The sequence below is a fragment of the Pseudomonas sp. SWI36 genome, assembly GCF_002948105.1.
In the GTDB taxonomy this organism is placed as follows: domain Bacteria; phylum Pseudomonadota; class Gammaproteobacteria; order Pseudomonadales; family Pseudomonadaceae; genus Aquipseudomonas; species Aquipseudomonas alloputida.
In genome coordinates this window covers 5996697-6016633 of record NZ_CP026675.1, presented here as the reverse complement: position 1 = coordinate 6016633, position 19937 = coordinate 5996697, and the positions used below count along the sequence as shown (strand labels likewise).

The following is a 19937-nucleotide window of genomic DNA, read 5'->3' as shown; positions in this document are numbered from 1 at the left end:
ATTTCTATCAGTGCTGGGGCATGCAGCATCATGGTGGCCATCGATACCTTGGATGAGGACTGCCATGTTCAGTAAATCAATGCTTCTGCTGGCGCTTCCTGTGGCCATGGCGTTGCTTGCCGGTGCGGTGTTGCCGTTTCAGGCCGCAGGTAATGCTGCGGCAGGTCGGGCACTTGGGCACTGGCTGTGGGGGGCTTTCACATCGTTGACGGTGAGCATGCTGGTGGTGATCGCTGCCCTGCTGATTATCCGGGTACCGGCGCCAGACATGGGCAAGGCCCTGCAGGGGCCCTGGTGGTTATGGATTGGTGGCGTGCTGGGGGCAATGTATGTAGCCGGCGCCGCAGCACTCACCCCTAAACTTGGCGCAGCAGGGTTCCTGGTACTGGTGGTGGCGGGGCAGATCATCACGGCAGTGCTTGCCGACCACTACGGGGTGATGGGGCTGGGTGGCAAGCCGCTCAGTCTGGCCAGGGTGGCTGGTGTGGTGCTGATCCTGTGCGGAGTGCTGCTGGTACAGGGCACTTGGGCAGCGGCGTCACCGGCCCACCCCACGGCAGCTGTGAAGGCGCAAGAAAACTGATCAGCGCCCTGGTTGGCTGCAGGCCCATACGGTTTCGCGCAACCAGCGGTGCCCGGGATCACTGTCCTTGCGGTTGTGCCAGGCTTGCTGATAGTCGAACGAGGGGATGGCCAGTGGCGGTGTGAACTGGCGCAGTGTCTTGTGTTGGCGCAACGACCCCACAGCGCGGCTGGCCACTGTCAGGATCAGGTCGGTGCCGGCCAGCACTTCGACTGCCGCACTCCAGTGTGGCAAGGCCAGGGCAATACGGCGTTGCAGGCCCCGGGCAGCCAGTGCGCGCTCGATTTCATCGAAAGCATCCGGACGCATGGCCATCAATACATGTGGGCGTGCCAGCCAGTCTTCCAGCGTCATGCCGCCGCTGGCAGGCAGCACCTGGCGATCGGCAACGCTGATGAAGTGATCGGCAAACAGGGGCTGGGCGGTGATGTCCTGAGGCAGTTCGGGGAACAGGCCCAGGGCCAGATCCAGCTCGCCATCGAGCAACTGCGCCAACATGGTTTCACGGCTGGCCTGGCTGATAGCCAGGTCCACCCCGGGCGCGACTTGGCGCAGGTGGCGCAGCAGGTGCGGCAGGATGATGCGCGAAGCGTAGTCGGACAACGACAGCCGGAACCGGCGCTGGGCCCTGGCTGGTTCGAACAGTGGGGTGGCCAGCAGGCTGTCGAGATTGCTCAGTGCATCCTGTAGCGGTTGTGCCAGCGATTGGGCGCGGGCGGTGAGGGCCATGCTGCCGCCTTGGCGTACCAGCAAGGGGTCGTCGAAGTGTTTGCGCAATTGCGCCAAGGCGTGGCTGACCGCCGGTTGACTGCGGTGCAGGCGCAGGGCTGCACGGGTCACGTGCCTTTCGCTGAGCAGGGCGTGCAGGGCGAGCAACAGGTTGAGGTCGATCTTGCGCAGTTCATCCATCGGGTGAATGGCCTTGGTCAATTCTGACGACTTGAATCAGCTTAACAAATGCTTTGTGTGTTCCTACAACGATTGTGTCGGCTGTTGGGCGTATACTCCCTGTCCGGTTTACTATTGTCCGAGTATTTTGATGGGCCTTTCCGCAACTGCCACGCCTGAACCACGTCGCCTCGGCGCGCCATTGATCGCCTTGACCTTGATGCTGGCCAGTGCCTGGTTCCTCAACCTCAATGCCGGCTTCAAGCAGGTGGTGTTGCTGCTGGTCGGCACCGCCCTTGGCCTGACGCTGTACCACGCCGCCTTCGGTTTCACCTCAGCCTGGCGGGTGTTTATCAACGAGCGCCGTGGCGCGGGCCTGCGTGCGCAGATGGTCATGCTGACCCTGGCGGTGCTGCTGTTCTTCCCGGCGTTGTCAGCTGGCAGCCTGTTCGGTAACCCGGTCACTGGCCTGGTTGCCCCTGCGGGTGTTTCAGTGGTGTTCGGTGCATTCATTTTCGGCATCGGCATGCAGTTGGGTGGCGGCTGCGCATCGGGCACGCTGTTTACCGTGGGGGGAGGTAATGCGCGCATGCTGGTGACTCTGCTGTTCTTCATCATCGGCTCGGTCAGCGCCACCCACCATGCCGATTGGTGGTTTGCCTTGCCGTCGCTTCCGGCCACCTCGATCGTGCAGGCCTGGGGGATAGGGCCTGCGCTGCTGGCAAGCCTGGCAGTGTTCGGGCTGATCGCCTGGGCCACCGTGGTGCTTGAGAAGCGCCGGCATGGCGCGCTTGAAGCACTGCCTGCCAGCGAGCACCAAGGCCTTCGCCGCTTCCTGCGTGGCCCCTGGCCCTTGCTGTGGGGCGCCATCGCCCTGGCCTTGCTGAACTACGCGACCTTGGCGCTGGCGGGGCGGCCTTGGGGCATTACCTCGGCTTTCGCCTTGTGGGGGGCCAAGGTCCTCAGCGGGCTGGGCGTGGATGTCGGTAGCTGGGTGTTCTGGCAGGCACCGGCCAATGCCAAGGCTTTGGCTGCGCCGCTGTGGCAGGACATCACCACGGTAATGGACCTGGGCATCGTACTGGGTGCGTTGCTGGCGGCGGGCCTGGCCGGGCGCTTTGCGCCAAGCCTGAAGATTCCGCTGCCGTCGCTGGTGGCCGCAGTGATTGGCGGCCTTCTGCTGGGCTATGGTTCGCGCCTGGCTTACGGCTGCAACATTGGTGCTTACTTCAGTGGTATCGCCTCGGGTAGCTTACACGGCTGGTTGTGGCTGGTGGCGGCCTATACCGGCAACCTGATAGGCGTGCGCCTGCGCCCCCTGTTTCTCGTCGGTGAACGGCGCCCTACGATGCTGACTGGCTGCTGATGCACTGACTGAATTGCTGCAAGGGGTGCAGAAATCATCTGCATCCCGCCTGATTGTTCAACTTTTGCTTCCTGTTTAGCCTGACTCGAGCACTCATTCAGCAGGATTCGATCATGGCTACCCGCATCATTCTCAATAGCACCGGCGCTGCCGACGTGATGCAGCTTGAACACGTAGCAGCACAATCTCCAGGGCCTGGCCAGGTCTGGCTGGAGCAGACGGCCATGGGCGTGAACCCGCTGGATGTGTTGCAGCGCAAGGGGGGAGCAGCGCTGGCATTGCCTTCAGGCCTGGGGCTGGAAGGCGCTGGCAGGGTCTCGGCCATTGGCGATGGGGTGCACAACGTGCAGGTGGGCGACCGGGTCGCTTACGCGATGGGGCCGGTCGGTGGCTATGCCAGTGGCCGGCTGTTCCCGGCCGAGCGGCTGGTCCCGCTGCCGCCGCAGTTGGAGGACGAGGCCGCCGCAGCGGTGCTGTTCAAGGGAATCACGGCGCAATATCTGTTGAAAACCACCTATGCCGTAGGGCCGGGCACCCAGGTGTTGTTGTACGGTGCGGCCGGTGCTTTGGGCCAGCTGATGGTGCCTTGGGCGCGGCACCTGGGGGCGACGGTGATAGGGGTGGTATCGCGCCTGCAAAGTGTGGAGCGGGCACGGGCGGCGGGTTGCCAGCATGTGCTGGTGTTCGACGCGGAAACCTTGGCCAGCCAGGTGCGTGAGCTGACCCAAGGCCAAGGTGTGGACGTAGTGTACGATTGCGTGGGCAAGGTGTCGCTTGAGGCCTCGTTGGGCAGCCTGAGGGTGCGCGGCTTGTTGGTATCGTTCGGCGGCACCTCCGGTGCACCGCCTGCCATCGAGGTGGCCACGCTCAATGCCAATGGCTCGCTGTACCTGACCCGGCCATCGCTCGCAGCACACACACGCACGGTCGAGGAGTACCAGCAGCGCGCGGCCGATGTGCTGGCAGCGGTTGCCGGAGGTATCGTCCAGCCTCGGGTCTGGCGATGCTTCCCGCTGGCTGAAGCAGCCAAGGCCCATGAGTACCTGGAGCAAGGGCGGTCGGAGGGCGCGCTGGTGCTGACTGCCTGATCCGCCCCCTGATTTCACTGCCCTGAGCCGAGCCTTGCCATGGATACCTTCGACAGTCGCCGCGCTGATGAACTTGCCACCCTGCTGGCCTTGTATGAGCAGGGCTCGTTTGCTGCCGCCGGGCGGCAACTGGAGCGCCACCCTACGGTGCTGTCGAAACGCCTGAGTGCTTTAGAGACGCGGCTGGGCATTCGCCTGGTGGAGCGCAGTACGCGGCAACTGCGCTTTACCGATGAGGGCGAGCGGCTGGTAGCCAAGGTTCTCGAGGCTAGCCGGCTGATTGCCGAAGCGGAGGAAGAGGCAGCCGAAGGTGCGGCAACGGTCCGTGGGCGTCTGCGTCTGGCGTTGCCGGCGGCCATGGGCCGACGCTGGTTGAGCGGCATGCTGGCCGACTTTGTACTGGCCTACCCGCAGGTAATCGTGGAGACCGAGTATGCCGATCGTTTCGTCGACCTGATCGGCGAGGGTTTCGACGCCGCGATCCGGATTGGTGAGCTGGCGGACAATCGTCTGGTGGCAAGTAAACTGTGCGATCACGTGCGGATCCTGTGCGCTTCTCCTCAATACCTTGCTCGGCATGGGGAACCCGCGCAGCCGGAAGATTTGGCGGTGCATAACTGTTTGGGTTTCAATGGCTTACGATCGTTTCCTGAATGGCGCCTGATGAGCGACACGCGACAGACAAGTGTCAAAGTTGCCGGCAGCCTTCGCAGTAATGACAACGAAGCGCTGCTGGAGGCGGCCCGGCGCGGCGTGGGGATTCTGGCCGGAGGTGACTGGCTCATGGGCGAGGACCTGGCCAGCGGATGCCTGGTAAGGGTGCTTGCGCAATGGCAGCTGGACAAGGCGGCGGGCATTTACCTGGTACGGCCGACCGCGCGCCTGAACACGGCAGCGATGGGCGTCTTCAAGGCCTGGCTAGAAGATCGCTTCAAGGCAGGCCCTCCTTGGAGACGCTGATGCGGCCTTTGCAGGCGTGAGTAAATAAAGAGTTATCGTCTTGCAACGGCATGCTGAACACACTGTTCAAAGTAAGTCCGCTTGATCGCTTCAGGCTTGAGCCGCGAGCGGCTGTTGTACGTCTGCTCGGTAATGCCGAAGGCAGTCATGCGCATCCATGGTTTGGGGAATTTGCGTACCTGCAGCTTCTTGCGCGTGGCGTACAAGGTTACCCCGGAAAGCTTGGCCTGTTGGGCCTCGGCGGCTATCTGCGCGCCCCAGCCGCAGGTGTGGCGATCGTTCTGGCTCAATGCCCTGGCCTGGGCGCCGAAAGCGAGGGTGGCCAGCAGGCAGCCGGCCATCGTTGCTAGAAGTACTCGCATGTTGCTGTCCTAAGCATCTGAAAGAAAACGGAGTTTGCCTTCGCTTTCCGCAGCCGTGGGCCAGCAATTTGCCGTCAGGGCACAGCCATGCGCAGGGGACTGGCCTTCGGCTTCTGCAGGCTTGTCCAGGCCAGGCTGGCAACCCAGAGCACCGAAACACCATAGTTAAGGCGTTGATACAGGCCGAACAGCTGGCCACTCTGCGCCGCTTGGCCCATCAACGCGACGGTGATGATCGCCAACACCACGCAAGCCAGGGAAAACAGCGCCAGGGCGGGGGAGCCGGCAAGGCGGTTGCCTAGCCACGCCCATAGGGCGCTGGCCAAGGTCAGCGAGAGGAACATCAGCAGACCAAACAGGTTATGCAGTTGCTGCGAGGTAGATGGCTGTGCCGGTGCACAGCCCTGGTCGCAAGGGAACCAGCCGGTGCCCAAACTGCCCATGCCATGCAGCAACACCAGGCCCGCACTCAGCAGCGCCAGCTTCGAGCTACGCCAGCGCCGCACCAGGCCCCAGGCAAACAGGGCAAACAGCAGGGCTAGAGGGTAGTTGTTGACCCGTGGTGACCAGCTGTGGGTTGGCGAGCCTGCCGCGCCCAGCTGGCTCATGGCCTGTTGCAGGTGATCATAGCCAGGGTAGGCCTGGGCCGTGAGCCATACCCCCGCCAGCAGCCAGAGGGGGATCAGCAGGCCACTGCCGAGCAAAAGGCGGTCGAGGGTTTTCATACTGCAGATTCCTTCCATGGAACAGTGAGCGTGGAAGCGTACAGTACAGGCTCACGCAGGCCATGGGCCAGTGATTCTGCGCGTTTCTTCATGGGCCAGGGACTGCAAAGATGGGCAATAAATACCGCACGGGGTGTATGTGATCGTACAACCGCTTGCGCTATGATGAGCGCTGTCTTCCAAGGTGAAATACAGGGCAATGACAGAGCAGCAGGTACAGGCAAGGACCCGGCGCAAGCCGCGCAGTCTGGCCCAGGAACTGGTCACGGTGCTGACCGAACGCATTCGCAGCGGCCAGCTCAAGCGCGGCGACAAGCTGCCGACCGAATCGCAGATCATGGCCGAAGAGGGCGTCAGTCGCACGGTGGTGCGTGAGGCGATCTCGCGGTTGCAGGCCGCCGGGCAGGTAGAGACTCGCCACGGCATCGGTACATTCGTGCTGGATGCGCCGGCTACGGGCGGTTTCCGTATCGACCCGGCCACCGTGGTCACCCTGCGCGAAGTGCTGGCGGTGCTGGAGCTGCGCATTGCCCTGGAGATCGAGTCGGCTGGGCTGGCGGCTCAGCGGCGAAGCGACGAAGCCCTGGCCGGTATGCGGGCGGCGCTGGACGAACTCAACGAGGGGGCGGCCCACGCCACTGATGCGGTGTCGGCGGACTTCCAGTTCCACCTGCGCATTGCCCAGGCCAGCGGCAACCACTACTTCGCCGACATCATCAACCACCTGGGTACCAGCATCATCCCGCGCACCCGGCTGAATTCGGCGCGCCTGGCCCATGATGACCAGGCGCATTACATGAGCCGCCTGATGCATGAGCACGAGGCGATCTATGAGGCGATTGCCCGGCGTGACAGCGAAGGGGCGAAGATGGCCATGCGCATGCACCTGAGCAACAGCCGCGAGCGCTTGCGCCAGGCGCATGAGGCGGCTGAAGCGCAAGGAACCTGAAGCCTTTGCTGCCTGTACTGGCCTCTTCGCGGGCAAGATAGCCCTGTAGAAGCGGGCTTGCCCGCGAAGAGGCCAGTACAGTCAAAATGAAAAGCCCCGCCGTGCACAGGGCTTTCCTGTTTCTGGCAACCAGTCAGATCGCCCCGTCACTCCACTGACCGTTCACCAACCGCCGCAGCCCCAGCGGGTTGCCGTCGCGCAGTGCCTCAGGCAGCAGCGTCTGCGGGTAGTTCTGGTAGCACACCGGGCGCAGGAAGCGGTCGATGGCCAAAGTGCCGACCGAGGTGCCACGCGCATCGGAGGTCGCCGGGTACGGGCCGCCGTGCACCATGGCATCACAGACTTCGACACCGGTCGGGTAGCCATTGACCAGGATTCGCCCGACTTTCTCCTCCAGCAGCGGCACCAGCCAGGCGAAGGCATCGAAGTCCTCCGCTTCGCCGATCAGCGTCGCGGTCAACTGGCCGCGCAGGCCGAGCAGCGCGTCGCGCAGTTGGTCGTCGTCCTGCACCTCTACGGCCAGGGTGGTGGGCCCAAACACTTCTTCCTGCAACAGCGGGTCGGACTCGACCAGCAGGCGTGCATCGGCCTTGAACAGCTGAGCGCGCGCCTGGTTGCCTTCCTGCGCCTGGCCGGCCACATGCTCGATACCGGCATGGGCATGCAAGTGTTCAAGGCCGCCGACGTAGCTGTGCAAGCCGCCAGCATTGAGCATGGTTTGCCCGGCTTGCTGGTCCAGGTACTGGCCAAGGTCGGCGAGCAGTTGGCTGTACTGTGGCGACTGCAAGCCAATCACCAGCCCAGGGTTGGTGCAGAACTGCCCGGCGCCCATGCACACGGACCCCGCCAACTCGCGGGCAATGGCCTCGCCACGCTTGGCCAGGGCGCCTGGCAGGATGATGACCGGGTTGATGCTGGACATCTCGGCAAATACCGGGATTGGCTGCGGGCGCTCAGCGGCCATGCGGCAAAGGGCATCACCGCCTTTCAGCGAGCCGGTGAAGCCAACCGCCTGGATGGCCGGATGCTTGACCAGCCACTCGCCCACGCCGCCACCAAATACCATGTTGAACACGCCCTTGGGCATGCCGGTACGCTCAGCGGCGCGCACGATGGCGCAGCCGACCAGGTCGGCCGTGGCCATGTGGCCGCTATGCGCCTTGAATACCACCGGGCAGCCTGCGGCCAGGGCGGCGGCGGTATCACCCCCGGCGGTGGAGAAGGCCAGCGGGAAGTTGCTGGCCCCGAACACGGCGACCGGGCCTACGCCGATGCGCATCTGGCGCAGGTCTACGCGTGGCAGCGGCTGGCGCTCGGGCAGTGCCAGGTCGATGCGCGCGCCGAGGAAGTCGCCGCGGCGCAGCACCTGGGCGAACAGGCGCATCTGCCCGCTGGTGCGGCCGCGCTCGCCCTGGATACGGGCGGCGGGCAGGGCGGTTTCGCGGCAGACGATGGCGACGAAGGTGTCATCCAGTTCGTCGAGTTCAGCGGCGATGGCGTCGAGGAACTCGGCCCGACGCGCCGGGGCCAGTTGGCGGAACTCGGCGAAGGCTGCGGCAGCGGCCTTGGCGGCCTGGTCCACTTCGGCTTCGGTGGCCTGGGCAAAGCTGTAGGGCAGGGCTTCGCCAGTGCTGGCGTCCAGGCTCTGCAGGCGCTGAGGGCCAGCGGCACTGCGCTGACCGGCGATGAAGTTATGGCCGAGGATCTCAGGCATGGGGTGCTCCTGTGGGATTGAGAGTGGCGTGTGTGAGTGCGTGGTCAGGGCTGCGGCATCAGGTAATGGGCGCCGGGTTGAACAGGGTGATGTCGTTGTGCAGCCGGTGTTGTTCGGCCCAGGTCTGCTTGCGACCGCTGGCCACGTCCAGGTAGTAATGGAACAGCTCCCAGCCCAGCTCCTCGATGGTCGAGCGACCACTGGCGATGCGGCCGGCGTCGATGTCGATCAGGTCGGGCCAACGCTGGGCCAGTTCGCTGCGGGTGCACACCTTGACCACCGGCGCCATGGCCAGGCCATACGGGGTGCCACGGCCGGTAGTGAAGACGTGCAGGTTCATGCCGGCCGCCAGTTGCAAGGTGCCACAGACAAAGTCGCTGGCCGGGGTGGCGCAGAAAATCAGGCCTTTGCGGTTGACCCGCTCGCCTGGGCCGAGCACACCCTGTATAGCGCCGCTGCCTGACTTGACGATCGAACCTAGCGATTTCTCGACGATGTTCGACAGCCCGCCTTTCTTGTTGCCCGGCGTGGTGTTGGCGCTGCGGTCGGCGGCGCCTTGCTGCAGGTAGCGGTCGTACCAGTCCATTTCGCGCACCAGCGCGTCGGCAACGTCCTGGTTTTCCGCGCGCGAAGTCAGCATGTAGATCGCGTCGCGCACCTCGGTCACTTCAGAGAACAGCACGGTGGCGCCAGCGCGGACCAGCAGGTCGGCGGCATAGCCCAGTGCCGGGTTGGCGGTGATGCCCGAGAAGGCGTCGCTGCCACCGCATTGCATACCGAGGATCAGTTCGCTGGCCGGGACCGTTTCGCGGCGGCGCTGGTCGAGCTTCTTCAGGCGGGTTTCGGCCAGGTCCATGATCTGCTCGATCATTTCGACAAAGCCAAGGCTGGCATCTTGCAGGCGGTACAGCCATGGGTCGCTGAGGTCCACCGAGGGGTCGTTGTCGTGCATCACCTGGCTGGCTTGCAGTTTTTCACAGCCCAGGCTGATCACCAGTGCCTCGCCGCCGAGGTTTGGGTTGCGCGCCAGGTTGCGCACGGTGCGGATCGGGATGTAAGCGTCGCGGGCGTTGATTGCCACACCGCAGCCGTAGCTGTGGGTAATGGCCACCACGTCATCGACGTTGGGGTATTTGGGCAGCAGTTCGTTGCGAATGCGCTTGACTGCATGTTCCAGCACGCCGGTCACGCACTGCACGGTGGTGGTGATGCCGAGGATATTGCGGGTGCCGACAGTGCCGTCGGCGTTGCGATAGCCCTCGAAGGTGAAGCCCTCAAGCGGCGGCAGCGGTTGTGGCACTGCATCGCAGCGCGGCAGGCTGTCCAGTTCCGGGGCGGCCGGCATGGCCAGCTGGCTTTCCTGCACCCAGCTGCCTTGGCGCAGGTCTTCCAGCGCGTAGCCGATGATTTGCCCGTAGCGGCGCACGGGCTCGCCCTTGGCGATGGCCACGGTGGCCACCTTGTGGCTTTGCGGCACGCCTTCGATCAGGGTCAGGCCGTCGGCGAAGCGGGCGCCTTCGCCCAAGCCGCCGTCGTTGACGACGACCACGACGTTGTCGTCGTCGTGCAGGCGGACGTAGCGGGGCGAGTCGGAGTGTTCGATCAACTGCATGTTTGGGCCCTACTTGTCAGGTTCTCAGGCTTTTGTACATCCGCCCATGCCGGGTGACCCGGCGCGGGCGTGTTTTTTCAGTGACGCGAGCTGGCCAGTTCGCCGTCGGAGGCCGGCTCAGCGTGTGGCTTTGGGGCAGCATCACGCAATTCGATACGCTTGATGGGGCCCACGATTACCAGGTAGCTGAATACCGCTACCAGCGCATTGGCACCCACGTACACGAGCGCCCACTTGAACGAGCCGGTGGCGCTGATGATGTAGCCGATCACGATAGGGGTGGTGATCGACGCGATGTTGCCGAAGGTGTTGAACAGGCCACCGGACAGCCCGGCGATCTGCTTGGGTGAAGTGTCCGCGACCACCGCCCAGCCCAGCGCGCCGATGCCCTTGCCGAAAAACGCCAGCGTCATGAAGCCAACCACCATCCACTCGGCATCGACGTAGTTGCAGAACACCATGGTGGTGGACAGCAGCAGGCCACAGACGATCGGCAGTTTGCGCGAGAAGGTCAGCGAGTTGCCGCGGCGCAGCAGCCAGTCGGAGATCACACCACCCAGGACGCCGCCGATGAATCCACACACCGCCGGCAGCGAGGCGATGAAGCCGGCCTTGAGGATGGTCATGCCGCGCTCCTGCACCAGGTACACCGGGAACCAGGTGAGGAAGAAGTAGGTGATGGCGTTGATGCAGTACTGGCCCAGGTACACGCCCAGCAGCATGCGGCTGGTCAGCAACTGCTTGATGTAACCCCATTTCGGGCCGTCGCTGCCGCGCTTCTGATCCATGTCGACCAGGCCGCCGTTCTGCTCGATGTGCTCGAGTTCGCTTGGGCTGATGCGCGGGTGTTGGCGCGGGTTGTAGATGGTCTTCAGCCACACCATCGAGAAGATGATGCCCAGCACACCCATGACCACGAACACGTGCTCCCAGCCGAAGCTGAACACGATCCAGCCCATGATCGGGGCGAACAGTGCAGTGGCGAAATACTGCGCCGAGTTGAAGATGGCCGACGCCGTGCCGCGTTCCTGGGTCGGGAACCATGCGGCGACGATGCGCGCGTTACCCGGGAATGACGGGGCTTCGGCGAAACCGACCAGGAAGCGCAGGGTGAAGAGGGTGACCACAGCCCAGGCAACCGGCAGGCCACCGACAAACCCTTGCAGCAGGGTGAACAGCGACCAGGTGAATATGCTGAAGGCGTAGACGTTCTTGGAACCGAAGCGATCGAGTAGCCAGCCACCAGGAATTTGGCCAGCCACGTAAGCCCATCCGAAGGCGGAAAAGATATAACCGAGGGTTACGGCGTCAATGCCGAGGTCTTTCTGCAGGCTGGAGCCTGCGATAGCAATGGTCGCGCGGTCGGCATAGTTGATCGTGGTCACCAGAAACAGCATGAACAGGATCAGGTAGCGCACATGCGTTTTCTTAGTCGCTTGCATGCTGGCAATACTCCCACTAGTTATTTTTGTGCGGGCTCACGAATTGTAACCGGAGTGGGGCAGGCCCACTCCGGGCGCGGCATCTGGCAGGCCGCGGGCAGCGCTTACTGCGGGCCCATCTTGTCCATCAGCGCGGCGAGCATTTCGTACTCTTCGGCGGTGAGGTCAGTCAGCGGGGTACGCACCGGGCCGGCGTCGTAACCGGCAATTCTGGCGCCGGCCTTGACGATGCTCACGGCGTAGCCGGCCTTGCGGTTGCGGATGTCCAGGTATGGCAGGAAGAAATCGTCGATCAGCTTGGCCACGGTGGCGTGGTCGTCACGGGCGATGGCGTTGTAGAAGTCCATGGCGGTTTTCGGCACGAAGTTGAACACCGCGGAGGAGTACACCGGTACGCCCAGGGCCTTGTAGGCGGCGGCATACACTTCGGCGGTCGGCAGGCCACCCAGGTAGCTGAAGCGCTCGCCCAGGCGACGACGGATCGACACCATCAGCTCGATATCACCCAGTCCGTCCTTGTAGCCGATCAGGTTCGGGCAGCGCTCGGCCAGTTTTTCCAGCAGGTCGGCGTTCAGGCGGCAGACGTTGCGGTTGTACACCACCACACCGATGTTTACCGATTTGCACACCGCTTCGACGTGGGCGGCGACGCCGTCCTGGCTGGCTTCGGTCAGGTAGTGCGGCAGCAACAGCAGGCCTTTGGCACCCAGGCGCTCGGCTTCTTGCGCGTATTCGATGGCCTGACGGGTGGAGCCACCGACACCGGCGAGGATCGGTACCGAAGTGGCGCAGGTGTCGACCGCGGTCTTGATCACCTGGCTGTATTCGCTGGCGGCCAGGGAGAAGAATTCACCGGTACCGCCAGCGGCGAACAGCGCGCTGGCGCCGTATGGGGCCAGCCACTCGAGGCGCTTGATGTAGCCAGCCGGGTTGAAGTCGCCCTGGGCATTGAAGTCGGTGACCGGGAAAGACAGCAGGCCGTGGGAGAGGATGGATTTGAGTTCTTGTGGATTCATTGTTGTTGGCATCCTGTGGCGCTTGGGTGAGGGGTGTGGCTTTTCGTTGGAGGTAAGTTATCGTACAACCTGCGTGATGACTAGTCCTTTTTCAGAATTTTGTGTTCTCGCCAGGGTGGTTGTCTGGATATGTGTGTTGTGGCGCAGATCGAGCGCCGCCCGCGCGGCGCTTCGCGGGTAAACCCGCTCCTACGTTTGTTTCGGGCCAGTTATGCCTGTGGCATTTGCGCGCGAACGCCTTGGCGCATGCCTCGATATCGTGTCGTACAAACAAGGCAGTCGCGCGCGTCTGACACAGGCGATACTGGCCCGAAACAAACGTAGGAGCGGGTTTACCCGCGAAGCGCCGCGCGGGCGGCGCTCGATTTCACAGGCGCAGCAGGTACGACGACAAACACATGTTGGCGCATGCCTCGATATCGCGTCGTACAAACAAGGCGGTCGCGCGCGTCTGACACAGGCGATACTGGCCCGAAACAAACGTAGGAGCGGGTTTACCCGCGAAGCGCCGCGCGGGCGGCGCTCGATTTCACAGGCGCAGCAGGTACGACGACAAACACATAGCAGTCATCGTATCTCTTGAGGGGAGGGAAAAAACGATCGCGGAGACAGGCACAAGCCCGCCGCCCGATTCCACGGGAAGAGTTCTGGGACCAGCAGAGGGTGACCGGGGAAACGGGGGCGGCCTTGCGCCGCCCCGCGATCAAAGCAGAGGAAACTGAAGGTCAGGCCGCGTGCTGGCGCTTGATTTGCGCCTTGCGTACCTGGGCCCGGCAAGCATCGCCGAAAGCCTGGAAGATCTTTATCGAATCAGGGTTCTTCGCCGCTTGCCATTCAGGGTGCCACTGCACCGCGAACAGGAACGGCGAAATGCTTGGCGCGTGAATCGCTTCGACCAGGCCATCTTCGGCACGGGCGATCGCTTCAATACCGGCGCCAAGCTTATGCAGGCCTTGGCCATGCAGCGAGTTGACGCGAATCTCGTCGGTACCCAGGGTGTCATGCAGCCAGCTGCCCGGCTGGATCTTCACCCCATGCACCTGGGCGTACTGCACTTCGACCGGGTCTTCCGGGTTTTCCCGGTGGTCATTGAACCCAGGTTCGGCATACACCTTCTGGTAAATGTCGCCACCCAGGGCCACGTTGATTTCCTGCATGCCACGGCAGATGCCGAAGATGGGCAGGCCACGCTTGATCGCCGCCTTGACCAGCGGAATGTCGAACAGGTCGCGGTTCTGGTCCTGGCCTTTGCCTGGGGTCTGGTTTTCCTGGCCATACAGGGCCGGGTCGATGTTGCTGCCAGCGCCAGTCAGGTACACGCCGTCGGCCATGTCCAGGTAGGTCTCGAGGTCTTCAGTGCCGCAGCAGGTAGGCACCAATACCGGGACGCAACCGGAGAACTCGACCAGCGGGGTAATGTATTTGTGGGTCATGACCTGGTAGTCATGGCCTTTGCGCTCTTGGCTGCCCATGGTCATCAGGACGACGGGTTTGCGCAGGGAAGGTTGCTTGTTGCCAATGTTGCTGTTGGACATATGTCACCTTGGGACAGGTTCGACCTGTCGTTGTTGTGCAGGCGCACGGCTCGGGGCCCTGGGTGCTGCCTGTAGCCCCGAGCACTGCCGGCTCGTCAGAGGCGACGATTCCGGTCGGGGCTTGTAGATAGCTTGCCAGAGCCGTTCGATATGTCAAACGACGGAAGCAGGCTTTAACGCGGGGGATACGCCGTTTTCTGGGGGTTGAAACCGATGCGGGCCTGTCGCGGCGTGGGTTTGGCAGGGTCTGCGGTCAATAATATTTAACGATGCAGTTGGGTCATTGCAGCGGCGCAATGATTAGGTAACTTGAAGTAACCTCGGTCACTGTGGGAGCGGGCTTGCCCGCGAACACGGGCGAAGCCCGTGCCATCCACGGCGGTGTCTTCTTCGCGGGTATACTCGCTCCCACAGTGACAGGCTTTCAATCAGTGCAGGATCTGCGCCAGGAACGCCTTGGCCCGCTCGGTGCGCGGCTGGTTGAAGAACACCTGCGGCGGGCTGTCCTCGATGATCTGCCCACCCTCAAGGAACAGCACCCGCTCGGCTACCTGCCGGGCAAAGCCCATTTCATGGGTGACGCACAGCATGGTCATGCCCGTGCCAGCCAACTGCACCAGCACATCCAGCACCTCGGCAACCATTTCCGGGTCCAGCGCCGAAGTAGGCTCGTCGAACAGCATGATCCGCGGTTTCATGCACAGCGCCCGGGCGATTGCCACGCGCTGCTGCTGGCCACCGGACAGCTGGCTGGGGTACTTGTGCGCCTGGCTTTCGATGCCGACTTTGCTCAAGTACATGCGTGCCCGCTCCTCGGCGTCCTTGCGTGACAGCCCGCGCACGCTGGTGGGGGCCAGCAGGCAGTTGTCGAGCACGCTCATGTGCGGGAACAGGTTGAAGTGCTGGAACACCATGCCGATGTCGCTGCGCACCTGTGCCGCCTCGCGAGTGGTGGCCGCCAGGTCGATGCCGTCCACCTGGATGCTGCCCTGCTGGGCGACTTCCAGGCGGTTGATGCAGCGGATCAGGGTCGACTTGCCCGAGCCGGACGGCCCGCACAGCACGATGCGTTCGCCTTCGCGCACCTGCAGGTCGATGTCGCGCAGCACGTGGAACGCGCCATAGTGCTTGTTCAGGCCTTCGATGCGGATCAGCACCGGACGCGGGTCGGGTTCGGGGGCAAGGGTGGCAAGGCTCAGTGGTGCGGTCATCTTGTTGTTCTCCCGCGTGGGTTCAGTCGAAACGGGTCGCGCTGTAAGGCGCGGGGTCGGTGAAGGGGGGCTCGCCAGTGAGCAGCTCGGCCAGCAGCCGGCCGCAGACCGGGCCCAGCGTGAGGCCGTGATGGGCATGGCCGAAGTTGAACCACAGCCCTGGGTGGCGCGGCGCCGGCCCGATCACTGGGCGCATGTCGGGCAGGCAGGGGCGGCGGCCCAGCCATGGCGTGTCGTCCAGACGATCGCCGAGGGCCGGGAACAGCTTGCGCGCCAAGGCCTCGCAGCGGCCCAGCTGAATCTGATTGCCAGGTGCACTGGCTGCGTCGAACTCGATGCCGGTGGTCAGGCGCACGCCGCGCGCCATCGGCGCCAGTACATAGCCGCCTTGGGTGTCGCAGATCGAGTGCTCCAGCTGAGCGCCGTCACGGGTGCTGTAGTGCATGTGGTAGCCCCGCTTGATGGCCAGCGGGATCTGGTAGCCCAGGCCGCTGAACAGGTCGGCTGACTGAGGCCCAAGGCAGGCCACCACCTCGTCGGCAGTGATCGGGCCGCGACGGCTCTCTACCCGCCATTGGCCATTGGCCTGGCGCAGGCTGCGCGCATCGCCATGCACGAACTGCCCGCCGCGTTGCAGGAACAACGCCGCATAGCCACGGGTGAGCGCGCCGGGGTTGTTCACGGTTTTCGGATCGAGCCAGTGGATGCCGCCGACCACGGTGGCGTCCAGCTGATGTTCACGTGCCTGCAGCTGCCCGCATTCAAGGATTTCGAAGCGCAAGCCGTAGCGGCTCAGGCCCTTGGCATCGGTTTTTGCCTGCTCGAACAGCGCGGGGTCGCGGAACACTTCGATCCAGCCTTTGGCTTGCACCAGGCCTTCCAGGCCGGCGGCAGCGATCAGCGCGTCATGCTCGTCGACACAGCGCTGCACCAGCGGCAACATATCGGCGGCGGCGCCGGCCAGGCGCCCGGGTGCCGACTGGCGCCAGTAACGCCACAGCCACGGTGCGGCCTTGGGCAAGTGCGCCAGGCTGTAGCGCACATCGGGCTGGCGGTTCAGGCCGTAGCGCAGCAGTGCGCTCAGTTGCCGCGGGAAGGCATAGGGGATGACACTGGAGCGCTCGATCAGCCCGGCGTTACCGTGGCTGGTGCCACTGCCCGGTTCGTCGCGGTCGATCAGAATTACCTGGCGCCCGCGTGCCTGCAGGTGCAGCGCGGTGCTGACGCCGACGATGCCGGCGCCGAGGACAAGGGTCTGGCAATGCATGAAACGTATCCTTCGGTCAGTTCAGGTGGCGGCCCAGGCGGGCCTCCAGGTGTTTCAGCAGGCGCCGCACCAGTTCGACGATCACCAGGTAGAGCACAGCGGCCCACAGGTAGATCTGGAAGTCGAAACTGCGCGAGAAGGCCAGTTTGGTCACGCCCATCAGGTCGTAGATCGTCACCAGCGAGGCGATCGCGCTGGCCTTGATCATCAGGATCAGTTCGTTGCCCAGCGGGCCAATGGCCACCAGCAGCGACTGCGGCAATATCACCTTGAAGAAGGTGGTCGAGCGCTTCAGGTTCAGCGCCCGCGCCGCTTCATGCTGGCCAGGCGCAACCGCCATCAGGCTGCCGCGGAAGATCTCGGCCTGATAGGCGGCGGTGTTCAGGGTGAACGCCAGCAAGGTGCAAAACCACGCATCCCGGAAGAACCACCACAGGCCGACGTCCTGCCAGAAACCCTTGAGCGAACCCAGGCCGTAATACAGCAGGAACAATTGCGCCAGCAGCGGCGAGCCGCGGAAGAAGTACACGTAGCCGGCAGCCATGCGCTGCAGCACCAGGCTGCGAGACAGGCGTGCAAGGGCCAGCAGAAGACCGAGCACAGCACCCAGGCTGAAGGAAATCGCCACCAGCTTGGCGGTTACCAGCAGGCCGTCGATGAAGCGCGGGCCATAGCGCTCCAGCAGGTCGGGGTCGAGCACCATTGCCAGCAGTTGATCGAAGCTCATGCGCGTGCTCCTTGCAGGTGGCGGTTGCTGCGCCGTTCGATGTAGGCGAACACGCGCCCGGACAGTGCCGCGAACAGCAGGTAGCCCAGGCAGGCGACGCCGTAGAAGAACATCGGTTCCTTGGTTACGCTGACCGCCAGGTTGGTCTGGCGCATCAGGTCGACCAGCGAGATGGTCGACACCAGCGAGGTGTCCTTGAGCAGCGACAGCCAGTTGTTGGACAAGCCGGGCAGGGCGATGCGGGTCAGTTGCGGCAGCAGCACCTTGAAGAAGCCGGTGCGCTTGCTAAGCCCAAGCGCCGAGCAGGCTTCCAGCTGGCCCTTGGGCAGGGTCTTGAAGGCGGCCAGCCAGATCTCGCTGGAAAACGCGGCGAACACCAGGCTGAAGGCGATCATCGCGGCGAGGAAGGTGTTGATGAGGAACTCACCTTGGTAGCCCATGGCGGCGAGGATCTTCTGCGCGGCGATCTGGCAGCCGTAATAGATGATCAGCAACGTCAGCAGCTCGGGCAGGCCGCGGAAGACGGTGGAAAAAGTGGTGGCCCAGGCCCGTGGCAGGCGTTTGCGCGAGCGCGCCGCCAGCGCGACCACCAGGCCCAGTGGCAGGCCGATGGGCAGGCAGGCCAGGGCCAGGGAAACAGTAACCAGCGCGCCGGCCAGCAACGCCTGGCCCCAGCCTCCGCTGGCGAAAGACAGCAAGGACAATTGATCGAGCATGACGAACCTCTTGGGCAGGTTATGCGGCCTTGTGGGAGCGGCCTTGCGGCCCTGTCGCGACGCAAGGCCGCCCCCACTGGGCGTTCGCACAACTTCCTGAAGATCAGTTGTAGATATCGAAAGCGAAATATTTGCTGGCGATCTTCTGGTAGGTGCCGTTGGCCACAATCTGTTGCAGCGCGGTATTCAGGCGCTGGCGCAGGGCTTCGTCGTCCTTGCGCACAGCGATGGCGGCATCGGCCTTGGTGTCGGCCACGTCGCCAAGGATCTTGCAGCAATCCCCGCCGTTCTTGTTCATCCACTCGTGCAGCGGGAATTTGTCGGCAATCACGCCGTCCAGGCGGCCGGCCGCCAGGTCTGCGTTGGCTTCGTCCATGGTCGGGTACAGTTTCACGTCGGCACCGGCCTTGCCGTACACGTCTTCGGCGTAGATGGCCTGGGTAGAGGAAGACTGCGCACCGACGGTGTAGCCGACAAAGTCGGTCTGGGCGCTGTCGATCTTGCTGTCCTTGGCAACCGCCACGGTCAGGGGCGTGCGGTAGTAGTGCTCGGTGAAGGCGATCTTCTTGCGTCGCTCTTCGGTGTCGATCATCGATGCCACTATCGCGTCATACTTGCGCGCCATCAGGGCGGGGATGATGCCTTCCCAGTCCTGGGCCACCAGCGTGCATTCGACTTTCATCTGTTCGCACAGGGCATGGGTGATGTCGACATCAAAGCCGTGCAGCTTGTTATCGGCGTCTACATAGTTGAAGGGCGGGTAGGCACCCTCGGTGGCGAACCGCAGGGTTTCAGCGCTGGCGGCACCCGCCAGCAGCAGGGCGCACGCACCCAGCAAGGCCATGGACTTGTTCATCTCGCACCTCATTGCACTCTTGCTATTGTTGTTTGCCCGTCGACCACGAGGTGTAGCCGACGAATTCGTTATGTAGAGCGGCAGTTGCTTCCAAGCGTTTTTCAACATCCGGTCCGAGCTTCTTGCAGACCTCGTTGACCATCAGATGCACCCACGACAGCATCGTCGAGGTGGATTCCCAGAACAGGTTGAACTCGGTGGGGATGCGGAACACCTCGTCGGCATTGGCATCCGCCCAGTCACAGAAGGTGTCGGTCACCAGGGTGACCGCAATGCCAGCCTCGCGCGCCTTCTGGCACAGCATCAGAGCATGGCGGGAATAACGGCGCGCCTCGAACACCACCAGGGCGCTGTCTTCGGCACGGCCCAGCAGCACTTCGCCGAAGTGCCCGGCGCTGATGTCGACCAGTTGCACGCAATCGCGCAGGTATTGCAGCAGGTGGCTCATGCACATGGCGATGCCGCGCTCGGTCTGGAAGCCGGCGATGAACACCCGCGGTTTGCTCGCCAGGCGTTGCGCCACGTTGTGCCAGGCGGGGCTCTGGCGGTATTCGTGTACGCGCACCAGGGCGGCGATTTCCAGCTCCAGGCTGCCGGCGTTGTCGCTGGCGTCCTGGTTCTGGCGGTAATCTTGCAAGCGATCACCCACCAGCCACGGGCCATCGCCCAGATCGTTCTGCAGGTCTTGCTTAAGCGCCTTGAGGTGGGCATAACCCAGTGAGCGACAGTAGCGCCCGACGCTGGATTCGCTGACGCCCAGCTTGGCGGCAATGCTGGCCGAGGTCTGGAACGGCAGTTCGTGCAGGTTGGCAAGCATGTAGGTGGCGATCTTGCGACCCGAGGCAGCGGCCCCTTCGAGGCTGTTTTCCAGGCGTTGCTTGATCAGTTGGCTCATGCTGCGGCTCCAGGGGTGAGGCTTG

The 19937-nt window shown here is 63.7% G+C and carries 19 protein-coding genes; 5 read left to right on the top strand and 14 right to left on the bottom strand.

What is annotated here, in order from left to right; all coding sequences use genetic code 11:
• The first annotated feature begins 64 nt into the window (after positions 1–64).
• The gene (locus C4Q27_RS28525) at positions 65–583 is read left to right on the top strand and encodes a DMT family transporter (protein ID WP_064492675.1); all 519 of its coding nucleotides are present in this window, start codon (positions 65–67) and stop codon (positions 581–583) included.
• Here the strand turns inward: C4Q27_RS28525 and C4Q27_RS28520 are convergent, their stop codons facing one another.
• A complete protein-coding gene (locus C4Q27_RS28520; RefSeq protein ID WP_104887774.1) occupies positions 584–1492 on the bottom strand; it encodes a LysR family transcriptional regulator in 909 nt (302 codons plus the stop codon).
• Positions 1493–1622: 130 nt separating this feature from the next.
• On the opposite strand from C4Q27_RS28520, the gene C4Q27_RS28515 reads away from it, so the two are divergent.
• The 3 genes from C4Q27_RS28515 (at position 1623) to C4Q27_RS28505 (ending at position 4885) form a co-directional block, all read left to right on the top strand.
• Entirely contained in the window at positions 1623–2837 is a 1215-nt protein-coding gene (locus C4Q27_RS28515; protein ID WP_104887773.1) for a YeeE/YedE family protein, read from the top strand.
• A 113-nt stretch (positions 2838–2950) separates the two neighbouring features.
• On the top strand, positions 2951–3925 hold the full coding sequence (locus C4Q27_RS28510; RefSeq protein WP_104887772.1) for a quinone oxidoreductase: 975 nt from the start codon (positions 2951–2953) through the stop codon (positions 3923–3925).
• Between the two features lie 39 nt (positions 3926–3964).
• Entirely contained in the window at positions 3965–4885 is a 921-nt protein-coding gene (locus C4Q27_RS28505) for a LysR family transcriptional regulator (RefSeq protein ID WP_104887771.1), read from the top strand.
• 32 nt (positions 4886–4917) lie between these two features.
• Here the strand turns inward: C4Q27_RS28505 and C4Q27_RS28500 are convergent, their stop codons facing one another.
• Both C4Q27_RS28500 and C4Q27_RS28495 read right to left on the bottom strand, forming a co-directional pair.
• A complete protein-coding gene (locus C4Q27_RS28500; protein ID WP_104887770.1) occupies positions 4918–5247 on the bottom strand; it encodes a hypothetical protein in 330 nt (109 codons plus the stop codon).
• A gap of 74 nt (positions 5248–5321) precedes the next feature.
• Entirely contained in the window at positions 5322–5972 is a 651-nt protein-coding gene (locus tag C4Q27_RS28495; protein WP_104887769.1) for a DUF998 domain-containing protein, read from the bottom strand.
• A 199-nt stretch (positions 5973–6171) separates the two neighbouring features.
• On the opposite strand from C4Q27_RS28495, the gene C4Q27_RS28490 reads away from it, so the two are divergent.
• Positions 6172–6921, top strand: a complete 750-nt coding sequence (locus C4Q27_RS28490) for a FadR/GntR family transcriptional regulator (protein ID WP_003247694.1) — start codon at positions 6172–6174, stop codon at positions 6919–6921.
• A 133-nt stretch (positions 6922–7054) separates the two neighbouring features.
• Here the strand turns inward: C4Q27_RS28490 and C4Q27_RS28485 are convergent, their stop codons facing one another.
• The 11 genes from C4Q27_RS28485 to C4Q27_RS28430 all read right to left on the bottom strand — a co-directional run bounded on the left by C4Q27_RS28485 (position 7055) and on the right by C4Q27_RS28430 (position 19912).
• Positions 7055–8635 (bottom strand): aldehyde dehydrogenase (NADP(+)), encoded by a 1581-nt coding sequence (locus C4Q27_RS28485; RefSeq protein WP_104887768.1) that lies wholly within the window; start codon positions 8633–8635, stop codon positions 7055–7057.
• Between the two features lie 58 nt (positions 8636–8693).
• Positions 8694–10247 (bottom strand): galactarate dehydratase, encoded by a 1554-nt coding sequence (garD, locus tag C4Q27_RS28480; RefSeq protein WP_014756302.1) that lies wholly within the window; start codon positions 10245–10247, stop codon positions 8694–8696.
• A gap of 77 nt (positions 10248–10324) precedes the next feature.
• Positions 10325–11689 carry an MFS transporter gene (locus C4Q27_RS28475; protein WP_064492668.1) on the bottom strand — a complete coding sequence of 455 codons (1365 nt, stop codon included), beginning with the start codon at positions 11687–11689 and terminating at the stop codon, positions 10325–10327.
• Between the two features lie 104 nt (positions 11690–11793).
• The gene (gene kdgD / locus C4Q27_RS28470; protein ID WP_010954445.1) at positions 11794–12705 is read right to left on the bottom strand and encodes a 5-dehydro-4-deoxyglucarate dehydratase; all 912 of its coding nucleotides are present in this window, start codon (positions 12703–12705) and stop codon (positions 11794–11796) included.
• 725 nt (positions 12706–13430) lie between these two features.
• Positions 13431–14240 (bottom strand): gamma-glutamyl-gamma-aminobutyrate hydrolase family protein, encoded by an 810-nt coding sequence (locus tag C4Q27_RS28460; RefSeq protein ID WP_020191450.1) that lies wholly within the window; start codon positions 14238–14240, stop codon positions 13431–13433.
• A 428-nt stretch (positions 14241–14668) separates the two neighbouring features.
• On the bottom strand, positions 14669–15451 hold the full coding sequence (locus C4Q27_RS28455) for an amino acid ABC transporter ATP-binding protein (RefSeq protein WP_010954443.1): 783 nt from the start codon (positions 15449–15451) through the stop codon (positions 14669–14671).
• A 22-nt stretch (positions 15452–15473) separates the two neighbouring features.
• A complete protein-coding gene (locus C4Q27_RS28450) occupies positions 15474–16718 on the bottom strand; it encodes an FAD-binding oxidoreductase (protein ID WP_010954442.1) in 1245 nt (414 codons plus the stop codon).
• A gap of 16 nt (positions 16719–16734) precedes the next feature.
• On the bottom strand, positions 16735–17445 hold the full coding sequence (locus C4Q27_RS28445; protein WP_003247716.1) for an ABC transporter permease: 711 nt from the start codon (positions 17443–17445) through the stop codon (positions 16735–16737).
• A complete protein-coding gene (locus C4Q27_RS28440) occupies positions 17442–18161 on the bottom strand; it encodes an ABC transporter permease (RefSeq protein ID WP_003247720.1) in 720 nt (239 codons plus the stop codon). Before C4Q27_RS28440 ends, C4Q27_RS28445 begins: the two co-directional genes overlap by 4 nt.
• 103 nt (positions 18162–18264) lie before the next feature.
• A complete protein-coding gene (locus C4Q27_RS28435) occupies positions 18265–19017 on the bottom strand; it encodes a transporter substrate-binding domain-containing protein (protein WP_003247722.1) in 753 nt (250 codons plus the stop codon).
• A 22-nt stretch (positions 19018–19039) separates the two neighbouring features.
• Entirely contained in the window at positions 19040–19912 is an 873-nt protein-coding gene (locus tag C4Q27_RS28430; RefSeq protein WP_064492667.1) for a MurR/RpiR family transcriptional regulator, read from the bottom strand.
• Between the last annotated feature and the right edge of the window lie 25 nt (positions 19913–19937).

Bases quoted from the DNA above. Each gene is read 5' to 3' on its own strand.
- kdgD (WP_010954445.1), bottom strand. From the start codon at position 12,705: ATGAATCCACAAGAACTCAAATCCATCCTCTCCCACGGCCTGCTGTCT.
- C4Q27_RS28440 (WP_003247720.1), bottom strand. From the start codon at position 18,161: ATGCTCGATCAATTGTCCTTGCTGTCTTTCGCCAGCGGAGGCTGGGGC.
- C4Q27_RS28505 (WP_104887771.1), top strand. From the start codon at position 3,965: ATGGATACCTTCGACAGTCGCCGCGCTGATGAACTTGCCACCCTGCTG.
- C4Q27_RS28450 (WP_010954442.1), bottom strand. From the start codon at position 16,718: ATGCATTGCCAGACCCTTGTCCTCGGCGCCGGCATCGTCGGCGTCAGC.
- C4Q27_RS28460 (WP_020191450.1), bottom strand. From the start codon at position 14,240: ATGTCCAACAGCAACATTGGCAACAAGCAACCTTCCCTGCGCAAACCC.
- C4Q27_RS28455 (WP_010954443.1), bottom strand. From the start codon at position 15,451: ATGACCGCACCACTGAGCCTTGCCACCCTTGCCCCCGAACCCGACCCG.
- C4Q27_RS28475 (WP_064492668.1), bottom strand. From the start codon at position 11,689: ATGCAAGCGACTAAGAAAACGCATGTGCGCTACCTGATCCTGTTCATG.
- C4Q27_RS28485 (WP_104887768.1), bottom strand. From the start codon at position 8,635: ATGCCTGAGATCCTCGGCCATAACTTCATCGCCGGTCAGCGCAGTGCC.
- C4Q27_RS28490 (WP_003247694.1), top strand. From the start codon at position 6,172: ATGACAGAGCAGCAGGTACAGGCAAGGACCCGGCGCAAGCCGCGCAGT.
- C4Q27_RS28445 (WP_003247716.1), bottom strand. From the start codon at position 17,445: ATGAGCTTCGATCAACTGCTGGCAATGGTGCTCGACCCCGACCTGCTG.
- C4Q27_RS28500 (WP_104887770.1), bottom strand. From the start codon at position 5,247: ATGCGAGTACTTCTAGCAACGATGGCCGGCTGCCTGCTGGCCACCCTC.
- C4Q27_RS28520 (WP_104887774.1), bottom strand. From the start codon at position 1,492: ATGGATGAACTGCGCAAGATCGACCTCAACCTGTTGCTCGCCCTGCAC.
- C4Q27_RS28510 (WP_104887772.1), top strand. From the start codon at position 2,951: ATGGCTACCCGCATCATTCTCAATAGCACCGGCGCTGCCGACGTGATG.
- C4Q27_RS28525 (WP_064492675.1), top strand. From the start codon at position 65: ATGTTCAGTAAATCAATGCTTCTGCTGGCGCTTCCTGTGGCCATGGCG.
- garD (WP_014756302.1), bottom strand. From the start codon at position 10,247: ATGCAGTTGATCGAACACTCCGACTCGCCCCGCTACGTCCGCCTGCAC.
- C4Q27_RS28515 (WP_104887773.1), top strand. From the start codon at position 1,623: ATGGGCCTTTCCGCAACTGCCACGCCTGAACCACGTCGCCTCGGCGCG.
- C4Q27_RS28435 (WP_003247722.1), bottom strand. From the start codon at position 19,017: ATGAACAAGTCCATGGCCTTGCTGGGTGCGTGCGCCCTGCTGCTGGCG.
- C4Q27_RS28430 (WP_064492667.1), bottom strand. From the start codon at position 19,912: ATGAGCCAACTGATCAAGCAACGCCTGGAAAACAGCCTCGAAGGGGCC.
- C4Q27_RS28495 (WP_104887769.1), bottom strand. From the start codon at position 5,972: ATGAAAACCCTCGACCGCCTTTTGCTCGGCAGTGGCCTGCTGATCCCC.